This is a genomic window from Allopontixanthobacter confluentis, from assembly GCF_009827615.1.
GTDB classification, from domain to species: Bacteria; Pseudomonadota; Alphaproteobacteria; order Sphingomonadales; family Sphingomonadaceae; genus Allopontixanthobacter; species Allopontixanthobacter confluentis.
In genome coordinates this window covers 1600700-1615096 of the sequence record NZ_WTYU01000001.1, presented here as the reverse complement: position 1 = coordinate 1615096, position 14397 = coordinate 1600700, and the positions used below count along the sequence as shown (strand labels likewise).

Sequence of the window (14397 nt, the reverse complement as noted above, 5' to 3'; positions counted from 1 at the left end):
CCAACAGAACGACAGGCTGCCATGCGGCCACGCTTCTTTCACACTTGCTGCGTCGGAGACCCCATGAAGATCGATTTTCAACCCACCGTTCCTGCAACTGCCCGGCTGGTGGCCTATGTCGTCAACAAGGGTGCGATGCCCGCTGGCCTCGAAAAATCCATCGACGAAGGGGCTGCTACTGCGCGATTCAAAGGCAATCCCGGGCAGATTTTTGAAAGTTTCGTCGAACGCAGTGGTTCTGTCGTCCGCGTGGCGCTGGCAGGCGCTGGCGAAGCGGGCGCTGATGGCCGCCGCGAATCGCTTGAAAAGGCGGGCGCGGCTGTAACTGCCAAATATCTTGCCTCTGGCGCGACATCGCTGGTGCTGGACCTGTCGAATTCCCAGCTTTCGGCCGATGAAGCGGCATCTGTGCTGCTGGGCCTGCGCCTGCGCGGCTGGCGGCATGATATTTACCGCACCACCATGAAGGAAGAACTGAAAGCCACTCTCACCAGTGTTACTGTGGCAGGGGCGCCAGAAGGCACCGATGCCGCATGGGCCAGCGAATCAGCGCTGGCTGACGGGGTGGAATTCACCCGCGAACTGGTGGCTGAACCGTCCAACAAGATTTTTCCGGTCAGTTTCGTCGCGAAATGCGAAGAGAAATTTGCCGGCACCGGCGTCGAAGTCACGGTTCTGGACGATGCCGAGATGGAAGCATTGGGCATGGGCGCTTTGCTGGGCGTGGGCCTTGGATCAGAACAGCCGTCGCGCATCCTGGCAATCCGCTGGAATGGCGGGGCTGAAGGCGAAAAACCGACAGTATTTGTAGGCAAAGGCGTCACATTCGACAGTGGCGGCATTTCGCTGAAGCCCGGCGCCGGCATGGAAGACATGAAGTGGGACATGGGCGGCGCAGGCGCAGTGGCAGGCGCCATGCTGGCCATGGTCACGCGCAAGGCGAAAGCCAACATCGTGGGCGTGATGGGGCTGGTGGAAAACATGCCCGACGGCAAGGCGCAGCGTCCGGGCGATGTGGTCACATCCATGTCGGGCCAGACCATCGAAGTGATCAACACCGATGCAGAAGGCCGTCTGGTGCTGTGCGATGCGCTGCATTGGGCGCAGAAGGAATTCAAACCGGCTGCCATCATCGACTTTGCCACGCTGACCGGCGCGATCATCATATCGCTGGGTAACGAACATGGCGGCTTGTTTGCGAATGACGATGATCTGGCCGACAAGCTGACTGCCGCCGGCAAGGCCAGTGGCGACAAGATGTGGCGTTTCCCGCTGTCACCTGCTTATGACAAGCTGATCGACAGCCCCATTGCCGACATGAAAAACGTAGGCGCGCGTGGTGCAGGGTCAATTACCGCAGCGCAATTCCTGCAGCGGTTCATCGAAAAAGGCACCCCATGGGCGCATTGCGATATTGCCGGCATGGTCTGGGCCGACAAGCCCGGCACCACCTGGGACAAGGGAGCGACCGGTTTCGGCGTCCGCCTGATCGATCAATATGTCCGCGATAATCTAGAAGGTTGATTGAACATTATGGCCCGCACGTCACACAAGGCAGAACTGCCCAGCAAAATATGCCTGACGTGCGGGCTGCCGTTCAACTGGCGCAAGAAATGGGCACGTGAATGGGACAATGTCCGCTATTGTTCCGAACGGTGCCGCCGGTCGAAAAGCAGCACGGCAGTCAGCGGCGCTGCTGCGAAAAACCCGACGATCCATAAACCGGAAGGCTGATGCGGGTCGATTTCTATCAGTTGAGCCGCGATCCGGCAGAACTGGTCGTTCCGCTGCTGGCCCGCGCTGCCAAGGCTGCGGGGGAGCGCGTGCTGGTGGTGTGCGAAGACGCCGACCGCGCAAGCCGCATCGACACAGCACTGTGGGAAGTCGCGCCGGAGGCGTTTCTGGCCCACGGGCAGGCAGGCGAGGGTAACGAAGCGCGCCAGCCGGTGTTGATTGCGGCGGATATACAAGCTGCCAATGATGCGAAATTCGTCATTCTTGCTGATGGCAAATGGCGGGAAGAAGCCTGCAACTTCGCTCGCGCGTTCCTGCTGTTTGGTGATGACCGGCTGGAAGATGCGCGGGCCTGCTGGCGGTTGCTGGGCAGCGACAGCCATGTGCAAAAAGGTATCGAACGCCATTTCTGGAAACAGGATGGCGGTAAATGGCGGGAAATGGGCTGAGGCGTCGGTTTGACTGTTAGCCGGGCGCAACCGGGCAACACCACGCAGGACTTGCGATATTCTTCCTTCGCGGCTAGGGGCGCGCGCAACGCATTCCCCCTTTCAATCTTGCAATTTAGGAAACTCCCATGGCGGTTACCCGCACCTTTTCGATCATCAAGCCCGATGCCACCCGCCGCAACCTGACCGGCGCTGTCACCAAGATGCTGGAAGAAGCAGGCCTGCGCGTTGTCGCTTCCAAGCGTATCCAGATGACCCGCGAACAGGCTGAAGGCTTTTACGCCGTGCACAAGGAACGCCCGTTCTTCGGTGAACTGGTCGATTTCATGATCAGCGGCCCGGTTGTGGTGCAAGTGCTTGAAGGCGAAAACGCCATGCAGGCCAACCGCGACATCATGGGTGCTACCAATCCCAAGGACGCCGCACCCGGCACCATTCGCGCCGAACTGGCTGAAAGCATTGAAGCCAACAGCGTCCATGGTTCTGACAGCGACGAAAATGCGGCGACAGAAATTGCGTATTTCTTCAATGAAGACGAAATTGTCGGCTAAGGTTCTGAAACCTTTGACACAACAGACAAGGGCTGCCCGAAAGGGTGGCCCTTTTTTTGTCCAAACTTAACATCCGTCAAATATTATTATGGTTTTGAGCGTGTTACGCTGCAACAATGCTATTCAGAAGCCGCGTTTCAACTGCCCGCCGTTTTATCAAGCGGATGAACTTGGCTGATGTCGATGCACTGGCAGCCATGATGCATGACGATTTCGTGTTTGTGGATAGCCGCCTGACCCGCATTGAAGGCCGGGAAAACTGCATCGAATTTTTTCGCCGTTTCGTCGCGCTCGACACCGGCTTTGCCATCACGATCGAAAGCGCCAGCCGCAATGGCGATGATGTGTTGATCAAGGGCGCTACCACGGCACGCGACCCTGTGCTGGTGGCGCAATGTCTGTGGCAATGCCAGGTGATAGACGGCAAAATAGCCTATTGGCAAAGCTTCCGCTCGGATCAGCCGCCAGCGCTTGCCAGAATTCTGGCGAGCGATCTCGTGGCCAATTGATTATCAGGCGCGACCAGCCAAACTGCCTGCTCAATGGGGATGCGGCTTAGGCTTCGCCGCTGGCAAAACCCTGGTACATTTCCTGATGGTGGTGATGGGCAGACTGGCTGGCCTGTGCCAATTCGGTCTCCATCGCAGTTCTGGCGGCCTGCGTCAGTTCCAGACCCAGCGTATCATACACGCCGGATATGGCGCCCAGACAATCGCGGTTGATGTCAGCAAATTCCACCTGCGCTACCGGCCCAGCAAATGCCGCCAGCGCAGCGTCCATCCGGGCGCTTCGCAGCGCTATCTTGCGCTGCCATTCACGCTCGATCCATGGCAGGTCCACATCATCTGACTGCATGGTCATCTGATTGGCCACCAGCGATGCTGAACTTTGCGTCACATCAATGTGGTCGCGCCTGGCGATCACCAGTCGCGCATTGGGAAATTGCGCCAGCAGGGCGGGCAAATCTTCGGCAAATTGCGGGACTTTCATCACCCGCGGCAGCGCGGCATTGCCATGATAGGCGGCATCGGTGCGCAATATACGGGCAAATTCGCGGTAGACGGGCACTGCGCCGCGCGCTTCGCTGAACGCAGTGAATGATGGGATATGCCACTGCGCTTCATACGCGCCATGGTCCAGCGCGCTGGCCAGCCAGCCCAGTTCCTCATCGGCGCGGGCTGCGCCAAACGGGTGCAGCGTATCAATCCACGGGTCCATCCGCCGCGCCATGAACAGAGCCATCCCGCTCCATAATGGTCTGAGATCAACCGCGCCGCCGGGAACGGGCTGCCAGCTGTCGCAAAAGCGGGTTGCGCAATGGGCCGGATCTGCTGCCAGCAAACGGTGAAGCCGCGTTGTTCCAGCGCGCATCTGACCCACCACGATAATGGGCGGGGCCAGGGGCGTGTGCAGCATTTCAGGCTGGGCCTGCCATAATTTGCCCAAGCCAAGCCGCTGCCGGATTACGCGGACAATCTGCCCGTGGGCAATGGCCCGGCCAAGGGAGTTAAGCCGGGCTTCGTGCTCAACACTATGGCACAGGCGCGTCAGTCGTTCCTGAAAATCGTCCACATCTTCGCGGGTGCGCCCGCCCATTTCGTCTGCGGCCGCAAAATCCTGCCCCGCTTTGGCAAGCAAGCTTTCGGCATCGAGCGGCGGAAAGGAAAGCCAGCCTTTGGCCCAACTGGTTGCCAGCCAGCCATTCGCGCGGTCTGCCAATGCTGATCGGGCAAGGGCATGGGGTCGGGGCGGCGGCGGCATGGGCTAGAACTGGTCGCCAGCATCCGGCAAGTCAGGGTCAAGCAGGCCGGCTTCGAGCATATCGGCATCATGCAGCGATGTCAGCCGCCGGGGTGCCGCCATGCGCCAGCTACGTTCCAGCCAATAGTTGACCTGTGCCCAATCCAGCCCCGGGCGGTTCAAAATCAGCCCGACCCAATCGCTGGCGCCATAATAGGCAGGGCGGAAAAACGCAGCGGGATCGCGGTCAATCAGCTCTGCCAACTCATCCTGCCCGCTGGTTTTGGCCAGAAGGGCAATATGCGGCTCGCCATGATGCTGCTGGCTGAAATAGGCAAAATACCTGCCGCTCTTGCCGCCGGTGCGCCATCCGGGCGAACCATGGCTGTCTCGTTCCTGCGCCTCTGGCAGGGCCAGCGCCCGCAGCCGCACCTGATCCAGCAGATAGGACGGATCATAGGGGCGTTTCAGATACGCATTGACCACGCGCGGATATAATTGATGCTCTGCCAGTCTTACCCGCGCTGACAGGCTGGCTTCTGTATCGCCGGGCAGGATGGCAACCTGTGCCTGGCCCAGTATTTCCCCCGCATCCAGTTCTGCGGTGACCAGATGGACCGTGGCACCTGCGGTCTTGTCGCCTGCGCCCAAGGCACGGCTATGCGTGTCGAGCCCGCGATATTTGGGCAGCAGGGACGGGTGAATGTTGATCAGCCTGCCGGCCCACCGTTCCACGAATTCCGGAGTGAGGATGCGCATATATCCGGCCAGAATGATGCATTGCGCGCCAGCATCCGTGGCGGCCTGTTCCATGATGGCATCGTGATCAGCGCGTTCCATCCCACGGTGAGGGCGGGCAAATGTGGCGATGCCTTCTCCGGCTGCCAGTTTCAGCCCCTCGGCATCCGGATCATTGCTGGCCACCAGCACGATGTCATAGGCGCTACCCGCCATTCTGCTGGCATACAGCAGGGCTGCCATATTGGTGCCGCTGCCTGATATGAAAACGGCCACTGGCACGCACGCACCCGCGCCGGAAGGCTGGCTGTCACCCGAGATGGCTGGCTTCCCAGTCGTTGCGGGCAGACCATGTTCCGGCAGACCCGCGCACGGTGCACCCACGTTCGCCAGCAGTGATTTGACCAATGTTGAGGACCGTTTCGCCCGCTGCCTGCAATTGCTCGGTTACGCTGGCTTCGTGCTGTACATCCACCGCCAGCACCATGCCGACACCGCAGTTGAACGTGCGGGCCATTTCTTCCGGCTCGATATTGCCCTGCGCTTGCAGGAACGCCATCAGGCGCGGCTGCGCCCACGCATCCGCGTTCACCATGGCATGGGCGCCAACGGGCAGCACGCGCGGGATATTTTCCAGCAGACCGCCACCTGTAATATGCGCCAGCGCCGCGATTTTTCCGGAGCGGATCACCGGCAGCAGGCTTTTTACATAAATCCGCGTCGGCTCGATCAGAATGTCGATCAGCAGGCGGTCCGAATCAAACAGGGCGGGGCGGTCCATTTTCCAGCCCTTGTCAGCGGCCAGCCGGCGAACGAGAGAATAACCGTTGGAATGAACGCCCGAACTGGCCAGCCCCAGCAGCACCTGACCCGGTGCAACCTCATCGCCGGTCAATTGCTGCCCACGCTCCACAGCGCCGACGCAAAAGCCGGCCAGGTCGTAATCACCAGCAGCATACATGCCCGGCATTTCAGCAGTTTCTCCGCCGATGAGCGCGCATCCGGCGTCCTTGCACCCTTCGGCAATCCCGGCGACAACCCGTTCGGCAATGCCGGTTTCCAGCTTGCCAGTGGCAAAATAATCCAGGAAAAACAGCGGTTCAGCGCCCTGAACGATCAGATCGTTGACACACATTGCCACCAGGTCGATGCCAACGCTGTCGTGCCGGTCATGATCGATGGCCAGTTTCAGCTTGGTGCCGACCCCGTCATTGGCCGCGACCAGCAGCGGGTCTGTATAGCCGGCAGCCTTGGGGTCAAAAAAGCCCCCGAAACCGCCCAGTTCCGACGTGGCACCGGGCCGCGCAGTCGCTTTTACCAGCGGTCCGATGGCTTTAACCAGCGCATTGCCTGCATCGATGGAAACGCCCGCTTTGGCGTAAGTGTAACTCTCAGGTGAAGTATTTTTGGTGGACATAATGCTGCTTTAATCTTTCGCGCTTGGATTTCCATGCCCGTTTGGGCAAAAGGCCCCAAGTTTTCCCCGATGACTCATGTGAACCTTCTTTCAGCCCGGTTGCGCCCCACCCTGTTTATCGGGGCCATGGCGCTTGTGATCCTGCTGTGCGCGCTTGTCGCGGGCCGCGCCTTGTGGGCGCAGGTTGACGGGGACCGCGGCATTGCCGCTGTCGCCAGCAGCAGCGATATCGACATTGGCGGGATTGAAGTGAACACCACTGGCAAGACCGCAGAAGAAGCCCGCCAGAAGGGGTGGGCACAGGCGCAGCGTGCCGCGTGGAAAAAGCTGGGCGGATCGGAAATATCCGATTCGCAGCTCGAATCGATGGTGTCTGCCATTGTCATTGAAAAAGAACGCATCGGCCCGCAGCGCTATATTGCGACGCTGGGAGTGATCTTTGACCGGACACGCGCTGGCGGCCTGCTGGGCGCGGCCGGGCGCAAGACCCGTTCTGCGCCGATGCTGCTGATTCCCGTCACGATCGAAGGCGGGACGGCGCGGGTGTATGAAATGGTCAACCCGTGGCAGCGCGCCTGGGCCGAATATCAGACAGGTGCCAGCAGCATAGATTATGTCCGGCCTTCCGGGGCCAATGGCGATTCGCTGCTGATTACCTATGGCCAGACCAGCCGCAGAAGCCGGACTTGGTGGCGCAATGTGCTGGACCAGTTTGGCGCCGCAGATGTGCTGATCCCGATTGCCCGGCTGGAACGGCAATGGCCGGGCGGGCCGATAAAAGGGACATTCACTGCCCGCTTTGGCCCAGACAACCGTTTTCTCGATAGCTTCACCCTTACGGCCAAGGGTGATGATGACCTACCCAGAATGCTCAATCAGGCCATGCTGCGGTTGAACGGCATTTTTGAACAGGCATTACAGGACGGCAAATTGCGCCCTGATCCAACCCTCAATCTGGGTGCGCCTGTCATTGCCCCTGAATTGCAGCAATTGATTGATCTGGGCCGTGCTGCCGATGCGCAGGCCGATGCTGCGCGCAGGGCCGCCAGCGCCGCAGCAGCGCAAAATGTGCCTGCCGCCAGCGAGGAACAAGGGCCTGCAACAGCGCCGGTGGCGGTATCCAGCTATGTGGTCCAGTTTGCCAGCCCCGATGGCGGTTCTGTCGATGCGACATTGTCTGCCGTGCGGGCGGCGGCCGGTGTCCGCGGTGCTGCGGCCAGCAGTCTGGCCATTGGCGGCACGTCGGTGATGCGGGTCAGTTACAGCGGCACATTGGAACAATTGGCGGCCGCGCTGCGCGCCCGCGGCTTTACCGTCAGCCAGGGCAACAATGCGCTTGCCATCAGCCGCTAGGGCTGGGTGCCTGATGGTTTCGCCGTAATGCTGCAAAGCTGCTGACACTGCCCTGATGACGCAGATTGCCCTGCCCCTGTCCCACAGAAATGCTGCCGACCCCGACCGCATCGTGGTGGGCAATGCCAACCGGGGCGTGATCGATGCACTGGCCGATCCATCCCGATGGCCATTTCATACCGCCATTCTTGCCGGGCCGCCGCGTTCCGGCAAATCATTGCTGGGCCGCTGGTTTGCCGCGCAAGGCAGGGGCGAAGTGCTCGACGGGGCTGACCAGATGGATGAAACCGATCTGTTTCATCGCTGGAACCGCGCGCAGGAAAATGGCCAGGCGTTGCTGCTCATTACCGATGGCGGGGCTGAAGGTGCTGGCTGGACTATTACCCTGCCGGATTTGCGGTCGCGGCTTGGTGCGGCGCTGCATCTGGAAATCGGCGCGCCCGATGATGCGATGGTAGCGGATCTGATCGAAGCGCTGGCAGCGCAGCGTGCGCTTGCATTGGGCGAAGGCGCTCTTACCTATCTGCTGCCCCGTGCAACGCGCAGTTTTGCGGCGATTGAACGGTTGGTTGTCACGATTGACCGGCTCAGCCTTGAACGCAAGGCACCGGCCACCTTGTCAATCTGGCGGGATGCGCTGGATGCTGTGCATGGGGCGCAGCAGCCGCGGCTGTTATGACCGCAGCTTTCAAGCAGGCTTGCCTTGGCGCAGGATTGGTGAAAGAATCGCGGAGCGAAAGGATCGCATGGCCATGTTGCAAAGTCTGAGAGACTATCTGGATTCGATCCGTGCGCGCGACCCTGCGCCCCGTTCGCGTTGGGAAGTTCTGCTGTATCCCGGCGTGATGGCATTGGGCCTGCACCGCGTGGCGCATTGGCTGTTTGGCGCACAACTGTATTTTCTGGCCCGTCTGGTGAACCATTTTTCCCGGATGCTGACAGCAATTGACATTCATCCCGGGGCGACCATCGGCAAGAATTTCTTCATCGATCATGGCTTTACCGTCATCGGGGAGACCGCTGAAATCGGCGATAATGTCACAATTTATCAATGTGTGACGCTGGGCGGTACCAACCCCACCAATGGCAAGGGCGGCAAACGCCACCCGACTTTGGAAGATAATGTGATCATCGGCTCAGGCGCGCAGATCATCGGGCCTATCACCATTGGCAAACGTGGCCGGGTCGGCGCGAATGCAGTGGTGCTGGACAATGTGCCGGAAGGCGCGACCATGGTTGGCCTGAAGGCGCGCAGCACGCTGATGCCGGCGGAAGAATGGCTGCGGGAATTCATCCCCTACGGCACCCCATGTGATGAACCGTGCGAGGAAATGATCGGGACGGGAAACCGCCGGATCGAGGAAATGCAGAAGCAGATGGCCGAAATGCAGGCGGAGCTAACCAGTTTGAAAGCAGCGCAGACCGGCTCTGGTCAGGACGCCGGATCCACCCAGCGCAGCGGCACCGATAGCTGATGTCAGCTGGCACAGGCCCGCATCTTTCCCCTCACACTCCAGGGTCAGTCATCGCATTTCCGGGCAGGCAGCCTTTGCAGGTGGGGTTTGCGCGGGAAGAACTGGGCCGGATCATGGACCTTTACGGGCGCATGGTGGCGGCTGGTGAATGGCGTGACTACGCGATGGACTTCAACCGTGATGTGGCCAGTTTTGCAGCCTTTCGCCGCGCTGCCGAGCGGCCGCAGGCGCGCGTGGAAAAACGGCCATCGCTGCGCGGTAAACAGGGCATGTGGACCTTGTTTGGCGAACAGGGCCAGATATTGAAGCGCGGGCATGAACTGGCCGGCATTCTGGCACCGGTTGAACGGCGCTTGCTCAAGGCTGTGTGATTATCCAGCCTGACAGGACGTGAAAAAGGCCCCCGCCCGAATATCGAGCGGAGGCCTTTTTTGTGCACCGATTCAGGCTGCGACAGCGAGGCCTGACAATGGCAATTTTTGCTGCATCGGGCCTGGCAACAGTCTCACAAGTGCCTGGCGAATCGGTGTCCAGAAAGCAGACAGCGTCAGCAAGGCAGACCCGATGACCAAGGCGGTCAGCGCCACATTCAGTTCCACCGCGCCGAACCTGTCGAACAGCGATGTCAGCGTGACCAGCACATAGGCGAGAGCGGAGACCAGCAGCGCACGGCGGTCCACCATCAAAGCAACCAGACCCATGGCGATATAGACGCACAGGACGCCGACAGCCGCAGCGGGGCTGATATCCTGGCCGCCTGTCACACCCAGCCAGTAGAACAGCGGATGCGCAATCATCGGTGCAGCCAGAAGATGCAGCCAGAATGCCACATCGCTGCGGCGGGTGGTGCGGGCGCGGTCGCTGATGTCCCAGCGCATGGCATAGGCGAAAATAGCCAGACCACCCATAAAGACCATCGGCAGCAGGACATTCTGGGCATTGTCAGCATTTGCGAGGCCGAAGGCAGCGCCCAGCGCCGTCATCACTGTGGCAGCAACCGCAGCAGCGCCTGCGGCCACGGTAATCGGCACTTTGAAACGTTGCCAATGCACCCATGTGGCCGCGGCAGTCAGCAGGGCGCTGGCTGAAGCAATGATGAGCGCCAGAGTCTGCCCTTGAGGATCAATATTATCGCCACCACCAAGGGCCATGATGCCAAAGCCGATCAGCGTGACGAACACGCCGCCGACAAAGGCCAGCAGCAAAACGATGCTGGGCAAGGCCATGCGGCGTTTTTTGGTGAACAATTCTGCCAGCACCCATGCCGTGCCGGCAATCAGCAGGCCGGAAAAGGGCGGCGGCCCGTCTATACCGGGGGTGAAGGCCTGGCCAATGCCAGCCATTGCCACCAGCAGCAGCACGGCTGCAATGGTCACGAAAATGTCGTTGAAGCTGTTGATCAGCCGGAAGTTTTCTTCATCAGTTGCCAGGGTAAAGCGGCCCGATGTTACATGGGCGCGGAGGGCATCGGCAGCCTGAGCGCTGATGGCACCGGAAGCGACTGCTCCGCGCAGGTCTTCTTCACTATACATAGTTCTATCCTCCCCTTGGATAGGGGAGAGATAGAACCAGTGTATTAGTGTGTCAATACAGCGAATGACGTTCGCCGATTGCGCCGATCAACCGCGAGTAGACGAAGGTGCCGCATCCGCGCCAAGCACTTGCTGCATCGCCTTCAGGATTGCCCCGCTCTGTTCAGCGCCGGACTGCGGCGCAATCAGGTTCGACTGTTCGGAAATCTTGTCCCAATTGGCGGCAAAGCCTTCAACCGTGCGGTCTTCTTCCTTCAGCCACACGGCGTCGTTCATCATGACCCATGCGGAATGGAAACCGCCTGCACCTGCGCCGACGATGGCATTGGTGGGCGAATCTTCACTCACCAGGAACAGCGCCGCTGGCACGACATTTTCCGGGCCGAACAGTTCAAATGCCTGTTCAGGGAAAATATCCTGCGTCATGCGGGTGCCGGCCACTGGCGACAGTGAATTGCAGCGGATGTTATACTTCGCGCCTTCAAGGTGCAGCGTCTTGGTCAGGCCCGCAAGGCCCAGCTTGGCCGCGCCGTAATTGGCCTGGCCAAAATTGCCGAACAGGCCGGTGGAACTGCTGGTCATCAGAATACGGCCATAGGCCTGGTCGCGGAACGTGTCCCAGCAGGCCTTGGTGGCATAGGCAGAGCCGAGCAAATGGACGCGCACCACAAATTCGAAATCTTCCGGGCTCATCTTGGCGAAGCTTTTGTCGCGCAGGACGCCGGCATTGTTGATCAGGACGTGGACGCCGCCCCATTTCTCCTTCGCCTTGGCGACCATTTCTTCCATCTGGGAAAATTCGGTCACCGATGCGCCATTGGCCATCGCTTCGCCGCCCATCGCTTCGATTTCGGCCACGACTTCAGCGGCGGCATCCGACGTGCCCGTGCCATCACGCGATCCGCCAAGGTCGTTCACCACGACTTTGGCGCCGCGGCGTGCCAGTTCCAGCGCATATTCCTTGCCCAGGCCGCCGCCGGCACCAGTAACAATAGCAACGCGATCCTTGAACGAAATCGACATAATGTAGTCTCCATATTGCAATTACGGGGTCAAATCCTGCCTGCTGCAAAGCCCCGGACCAGCGCGGGATGGCACGGCTTTCCGCCACTTTCAACTGTTCTGCGCCGTAACTGCCATGCCGTAACGGCACCTTGCGCATAAGTTGTCATATAAGCGTCACGCAGAGGACATAGATGCGACAACGAATCGTAATCAAACGCACAGGACCTTATCTTCGATGAGTAATTTTCGCGCAATTTCGACCTTGGCAGTCGCATCGGCTCTTGGCTGGACAGTGCCTGCCCACGCGCAAACCGCGCAGCAATCAGACGCATTGCGCGCGGAAATTTCCGCCATGCGCGAACAGATGGCCGCAATGGCGCAGCAGATCGATAGGCTGGAAGGTCGGCTTGTGATTGCCGATACCAAGGCGGAAGCTGCCACGCAGGCGGCCAGTCAGGCTGGTGCCAGCGCATCGCAATCGGCAGAAAAGGCTGCGGCGGCGACAAAGGATGTGAAAGTCGCCACCCTCGAAAAATCGAACGGCTGGAGCTTTGAGCCTTTTGGCCGCCTGATGATCGACGCAGGATCGGTCGATGCGCCGGACGTCATCAACGATCCCGGCCTTGGCTTTGCCAATGAAGTGCGCCGTGCGCGCATTGGGGTGAAGGGCGATATTCCGGGCGGGTTTGATTACAAGATCGAGCTGGAATTTGCGGATAATGAAGTCGAAATTACCGATGCCACATTGGGCTATGATGCAGGCGCTGCCAAGCTGACCGTGGGCCAGCATAATAATTTCCAGTCGCTGGAAGAACTGACCAGCAGCCGGTTCACCAGTTTCATGGAACGTGCCGCCTTTACCGACGCATTCGGCTTCCAGCGCCGCGTGGGTGTTTCGGCCGAATTCAATCCCGGCACCCTGCTGGTGCAGGGCGGTGTGTTTACGGACAATATCGATAATCTGTCAGCCAGCAACAACAGCTGGGGCGCTGATGGCCGCGTGGTTTTTGCTCCCAAGTTGGCCAACACGCAGCTTCACCTGGGCGGTTCTGTTCACTGGCGTGATTTCAATGATGGCCAGTCCTCTGTCCGTTATCGCCAGCGCCCGCAGGTGCATTTCACTGACACGCGCTTTGTCGATACGCGCAGCATCGCTGCCACGGGTGAATTTGGTTACGGGCTGGAATTTGCAGCGATCAACGGGCCTTTCCACGCCACCGGCGAAACCTATTGGCAGAAAGCCAGCCGCACGGCCGGCGCAGCGGATCCCACGTTTTTCGGCGGTTATGCCGAAGTGGGCTATTTCCTGACCGGCGGTGACAGCCGGACTTACAAGGGCGGGAAATTTGACCGGATCAAGCCGAAAAACCCGGTGGGCAATGGCGGTTTCGGTGCAGTGCAGGTCGTGGCGCGTTATGACTATCTCGACCTTAATGATGCAGGCATTACCGGCGGAATGCAGAACACCTATGGTCTGTCACTGGTGTGGACCCCGACCGATTACACCCGCTTCATGCTGAACTATCTGCACAATGAATATGACGATGCGGCCATCGCTGCGGGCCTGACACGGTCCTATAATGTCGACACATTCGGCGTGCGGGCACAACTGGACTTTTGATCCGCTTGATCAGCGTTGAAAAATAACCGGGCCCTCGCGGTAAAAGCGGGGGCTCAATTTTTCTGTAGCGCAGGCATGTTCTGTAGCGCGGGAATAAATTCGTACAGGCTTTCGATGACAATATCGGCGCCCAATTCATGCGCGGGCCGGTCGCAATAGCCATAGGCAGCGGCCACCACCGGCACATTCGCGGCGCGTGCTGCGGCCATGTCATAGGTGCTGTCACCAATGAAAACGCAAGGCCCGCCACCGCAGCGGCGAATGGCTTCGAAGATCGGGTCAGGCTGCGGCTTTGACCGGCCTTTGCCCATCGTATCGCCGCCAATGATGGTTTCGAAATAGCTGGCAAGGTCCAGCTTGGTCAGAATGTCAGTGGCGAAACTTTCAAACTTGTTGGTCACCACGGCCATTTTGATGCCCCGTTCAGCCAGCCCGTCCAGCATGGCAATCGCGCCGTCATAAGGCCGTGAATGGACAGCGTTATGTTCCGCATAATAGGCCAGCAACGCCTTGTAGAGCGGGCGGAATTCCTCTTCCGTGACCCCGCCTGCATCATCCAGCGCCTTTTTCAGCATGATCTTGGCACCGCCGCCAATCAGGCTTTCAATCTGTTCCACCGGCACGCGGTCATAACCGCCCAGTTCCAGCGCGTGGTTCACCGCTTCGCCCAGATCGCGGTGCGTATCCAGCAAGGTGCCATCCAGATCGAAGCCGACAATGTCGAAAGGAATATCATTCATCTGTGCTGACCTGACTTAAGCGCCTTCAAACGGCAAGCATTT

The 14397-nt window shown here is 59.7% G+C and carries 16 protein-coding genes; 10 read left to right on the top strand and 6 right to left on the bottom strand.

The window, feature by feature from the left end; translation table 11 throughout:
- Nucleotides 1-63 precede the first annotated feature (63 nt).
- From GRI44_RS07595 to GRI44_RS07575, 5 genes are all read left to right on the top strand, one after another.
- Nucleotides 64-1524 carry a leucyl aminopeptidase gene (locus GRI44_RS07595; protein ID WP_160600853.1) on the top strand — a complete coding sequence of 487 codons (1461 nt, stop codon included), beginning with the start codon at nucleotides 64-66 and terminating at the stop codon, nucleotides 1522-1524.
- A gap of 9 nt (nucleotides 1525-1533) precedes the next feature.
- Nucleotides 1534-1734, top strand: a complete 201-nt coding sequence (locus tag GRI44_RS07590; RefSeq protein ID WP_160600851.1) for a DUF2256 domain-containing protein — start codon at nucleotides 1534-1536, stop codon at nucleotides 1732-1734.
- Nucleotides 1734-2183, top strand: a complete 450-nt coding sequence (locus GRI44_RS07585; protein WP_160600849.1) for a DNA polymerase III subunit chi — start codon at nucleotides 1734-1736, stop codon at nucleotides 2181-2183. Before GRI44_RS07590 ends, GRI44_RS07585 begins: the two co-directional genes overlap by 1 nt.
- A 128-nt stretch (nucleotides 2184-2311) precedes the next feature.
- Nucleotides 2312-2734 (top strand): nucleoside-diphosphate kinase, encoded by a 423-nt coding sequence (gene ndk, locus GRI44_RS07580; protein WP_160600847.1) that lies wholly within the window; start codon nucleotides 2312-2314, stop codon nucleotides 2732-2734.
- Nucleotides 2735-2850: 116 nt separating this feature from the next.
- Nucleotides 2851-3243: a nuclear transport factor 2 family protein gene (locus GRI44_RS07575; protein ID WP_160600845.1), complete on the top strand. Its 393-nt coding sequence runs from the start codon at nucleotides 2851-2853 to the stop codon at nucleotides 3241-3243.
- A gap of 46 nt (nucleotides 3244-3289) precedes the next feature.
- Here GRI44_RS07575 and GRI44_RS07570 read toward each other — a convergent pair whose 3' ends face one another.
- The 3 genes from GRI44_RS07570 to purM are packed head-to-tail and all read right to left on the bottom strand — an operon-like array spanning nucleotide 3290 to nucleotide 6629.
- Nucleotides 3290-4495 carry a sulfotransferase family protein gene (locus tag GRI44_RS07570; RefSeq protein WP_160600843.1) on the bottom strand — a complete coding sequence of 402 codons (1206 nt, stop codon included), beginning with the start codon at nucleotides 4493-4495 and terminating at the stop codon, nucleotides 3290-3292.
- Nucleotides 4496-4498: 3 nt separating this feature from the next.
- Complete coding sequence (purN, locus tag GRI44_RS07565) at nucleotides 4499-5494, bottom strand: phosphoribosylglycinamide formyltransferase (protein ID WP_332872377.1); 996 nt, start codon at nucleotides 5492-5494, stop codon at nucleotides 4499-4501.
- A gap of 28 nt (nucleotides 5495-5522) precedes the next feature.
- Nucleotides 5523-6629 (bottom strand): phosphoribosylformylglycinamidine cyclo-ligase, encoded by a 1107-nt coding sequence (purM, locus tag GRI44_RS07560; RefSeq protein WP_160600839.1) that lies wholly within the window; start codon nucleotides 6627-6629, stop codon nucleotides 5523-5525.
- Between the two features lie 69 nt (nucleotides 6630-6698).
- Here purM and GRI44_RS07555 point away from each other — a divergent pair, with 69 nt between their 5' ends.
- From GRI44_RS07555 to GRI44_RS07540, 4 genes are all read left to right on the top strand, one after another.
- Entirely contained in the window at nucleotides 6699-7982 is a 1284-nt protein-coding gene (locus GRI44_RS07555; protein WP_232843006.1) for a heavy-metal-associated domain-containing protein, read from the top strand.
- Between the two features lie 55 nt (nucleotides 7983-8037).
- Nucleotides 8038-8661 (top strand): P-loop NTPase family protein, encoded by a 624-nt coding sequence (locus tag GRI44_RS07550; RefSeq protein ID WP_160600837.1) that lies wholly within the window; start codon nucleotides 8038-8040, stop codon nucleotides 8659-8661.
- Between the two features lie 73 nt (nucleotides 8662-8734).
- On the top strand, nucleotides 8735-9457 hold the full coding sequence (gene epsC, locus GRI44_RS07545) for a serine O-acetyltransferase EpsC (RefSeq protein ID WP_160601353.1): 723 nt from the start codon (nucleotides 8735-8737) through the stop codon (nucleotides 9455-9457).
- Nucleotides 9457-9828 carry a DUF2794 domain-containing protein gene (locus tag GRI44_RS07540; protein ID WP_160600835.1) on the top strand — a complete coding sequence of 124 codons (372 nt, stop codon included), beginning with the start codon at nucleotides 9457-9459 and terminating at the stop codon, nucleotides 9826-9828. The genes epsC and GRI44_RS07540 overlap by 1 nt, the downstream gene beginning before the upstream one ends.
- Before the next feature lie 72 nt (nucleotides 9829-9900).
- On the opposite strand, the gene GRI44_RS07535 is transcribed toward GRI44_RS07540, so the two are convergent.
- Both GRI44_RS07535 and GRI44_RS07530 read right to left on the bottom strand, forming a co-directional pair.
- Nucleotides 9901-10989 carry a hypothetical protein gene (locus GRI44_RS07535; RefSeq protein ID WP_160600833.1) on the bottom strand — a complete coding sequence of 363 codons (1089 nt, stop codon included), beginning with the start codon at nucleotides 10987-10989 and terminating at the stop codon, nucleotides 9901-9903.
- Nucleotides 10990-11076: 87 nt separating this feature from the next.
- Entirely contained in the window at nucleotides 11077-12012 is a 936-nt protein-coding gene (locus GRI44_RS07530) for an SDR family NAD(P)-dependent oxidoreductase (protein ID WP_160600831.1), read from the bottom strand.
- A gap of 217 nt (nucleotides 12013-12229) precedes the next feature.
- Between GRI44_RS07530 and GRI44_RS07525 the strand changes: the two genes are divergently transcribed.
- On the top strand, nucleotides 12230-13615 hold the full coding sequence (locus tag GRI44_RS07525; RefSeq protein WP_160600829.1) for an OprO/OprP family phosphate-selective porin: 1386 nt from the start codon (nucleotides 12230-12232) through the stop codon (nucleotides 13613-13615).
- 53 nt (nucleotides 13616-13668) lie between these two features.
- Here GRI44_RS07525 and GRI44_RS07520 read toward each other — a convergent pair whose 3' ends face one another.
- Nucleotides 13669-14355, bottom strand: a complete 687-nt coding sequence (locus tag GRI44_RS07520) for an HAD-IA family hydrolase (protein WP_160600827.1) — start codon at nucleotides 14353-14355, stop codon at nucleotides 13669-13671.
- Between the last annotated feature and the right edge of the window lie 42 nt (nucleotides 14356-14397).

Excerpts from the sequence above, each read along its gene's own strand:
- GRI44_RS07595 (WP_160600853.1), top strand. The coding sequence starts at position 64 with ATGAAGATCGATTTTCAACCCACCGTTCCTGCAACTGCCCGGCTGGTG.
- GRI44_RS07590 (WP_160600851.1), top strand. The coding sequence starts at position 1,534 with ATGGCCCGCACGTCACACAAGGCAGAACTGCCCAGCAAAATATGCCTG.
- GRI44_RS07585 (WP_160600849.1), top strand. The coding sequence starts at position 1,734 with ATGCGGGTCGATTTCTATCAGTTGAGCCGCGATCCGGCAGAACTGGTC.
- ndk (WP_160600847.1), top strand. The coding sequence starts at position 2,312 with ATGGCGGTTACCCGCACCTTTTCGATCATCAAGCCCGATGCCACCCGC.
- GRI44_RS07575 (WP_160600845.1), top strand. The coding sequence starts at position 2,851 with ATGCTATTCAGAAGCCGCGTTTCAACTGCCCGCCGTTTTATCAAGCGG.
- GRI44_RS07570 (WP_160600843.1), bottom strand. The coding sequence starts at position 4,495 with ATGCCGCCGCCGCCCCGACCCCATGCCCTTGCCCGATCAGCATTGGCA.
- purM (WP_160600839.1), bottom strand. The coding sequence starts at position 6,629 with ATGTCCACCAAAAATACTTCACCTGAGAGTTACACTTACGCCAAAGCG.
- GRI44_RS07555 (WP_232843006.1), top strand. The coding sequence starts at position 6,699 with ATGACTCATGTGAACCTTCTTTCAGCCCGGTTGCGCCCCACCCTGTTT.
- GRI44_RS07550 (WP_160600837.1), top strand. The coding sequence starts at position 8,038 with ATGACGCAGATTGCCCTGCCCCTGTCCCACAGAAATGCTGCCGACCCC.
- epsC (WP_160601353.1), top strand. The coding sequence starts at position 8,735 with ATGTTGCAAAGTCTGAGAGACTATCTGGATTCGATCCGTGCGCGCGAC.
- GRI44_RS07540 (WP_160600835.1), top strand. The coding sequence starts at position 9,457 with ATGTCAGCTGGCACAGGCCCGCATCTTTCCCCTCACACTCCAGGGTCA.
- GRI44_RS07535 (WP_160600833.1), bottom strand. The coding sequence starts at position 10,989 with ATGTATAGTGAAGAAGACCTGCGCGGAGCAGTCGCTTCCGGTGCCATC.
- GRI44_RS07530 (WP_160600831.1), bottom strand. The coding sequence starts at position 12,012 with ATGTCGATTTCGTTCAAGGATCGCGTTGCTATTGTTACTGGTGCCGGC.
- GRI44_RS07525 (WP_160600829.1), top strand. The coding sequence starts at position 12,230 with ATGAGTAATTTTCGCGCAATTTCGACCTTGGCAGTCGCATCGGCTCTT.
- GRI44_RS07520 (WP_160600827.1), bottom strand. The coding sequence starts at position 14,355 with ATGAATGATATTCCTTTCGACATTGTCGGCTTCGATCTGGATGGCACC.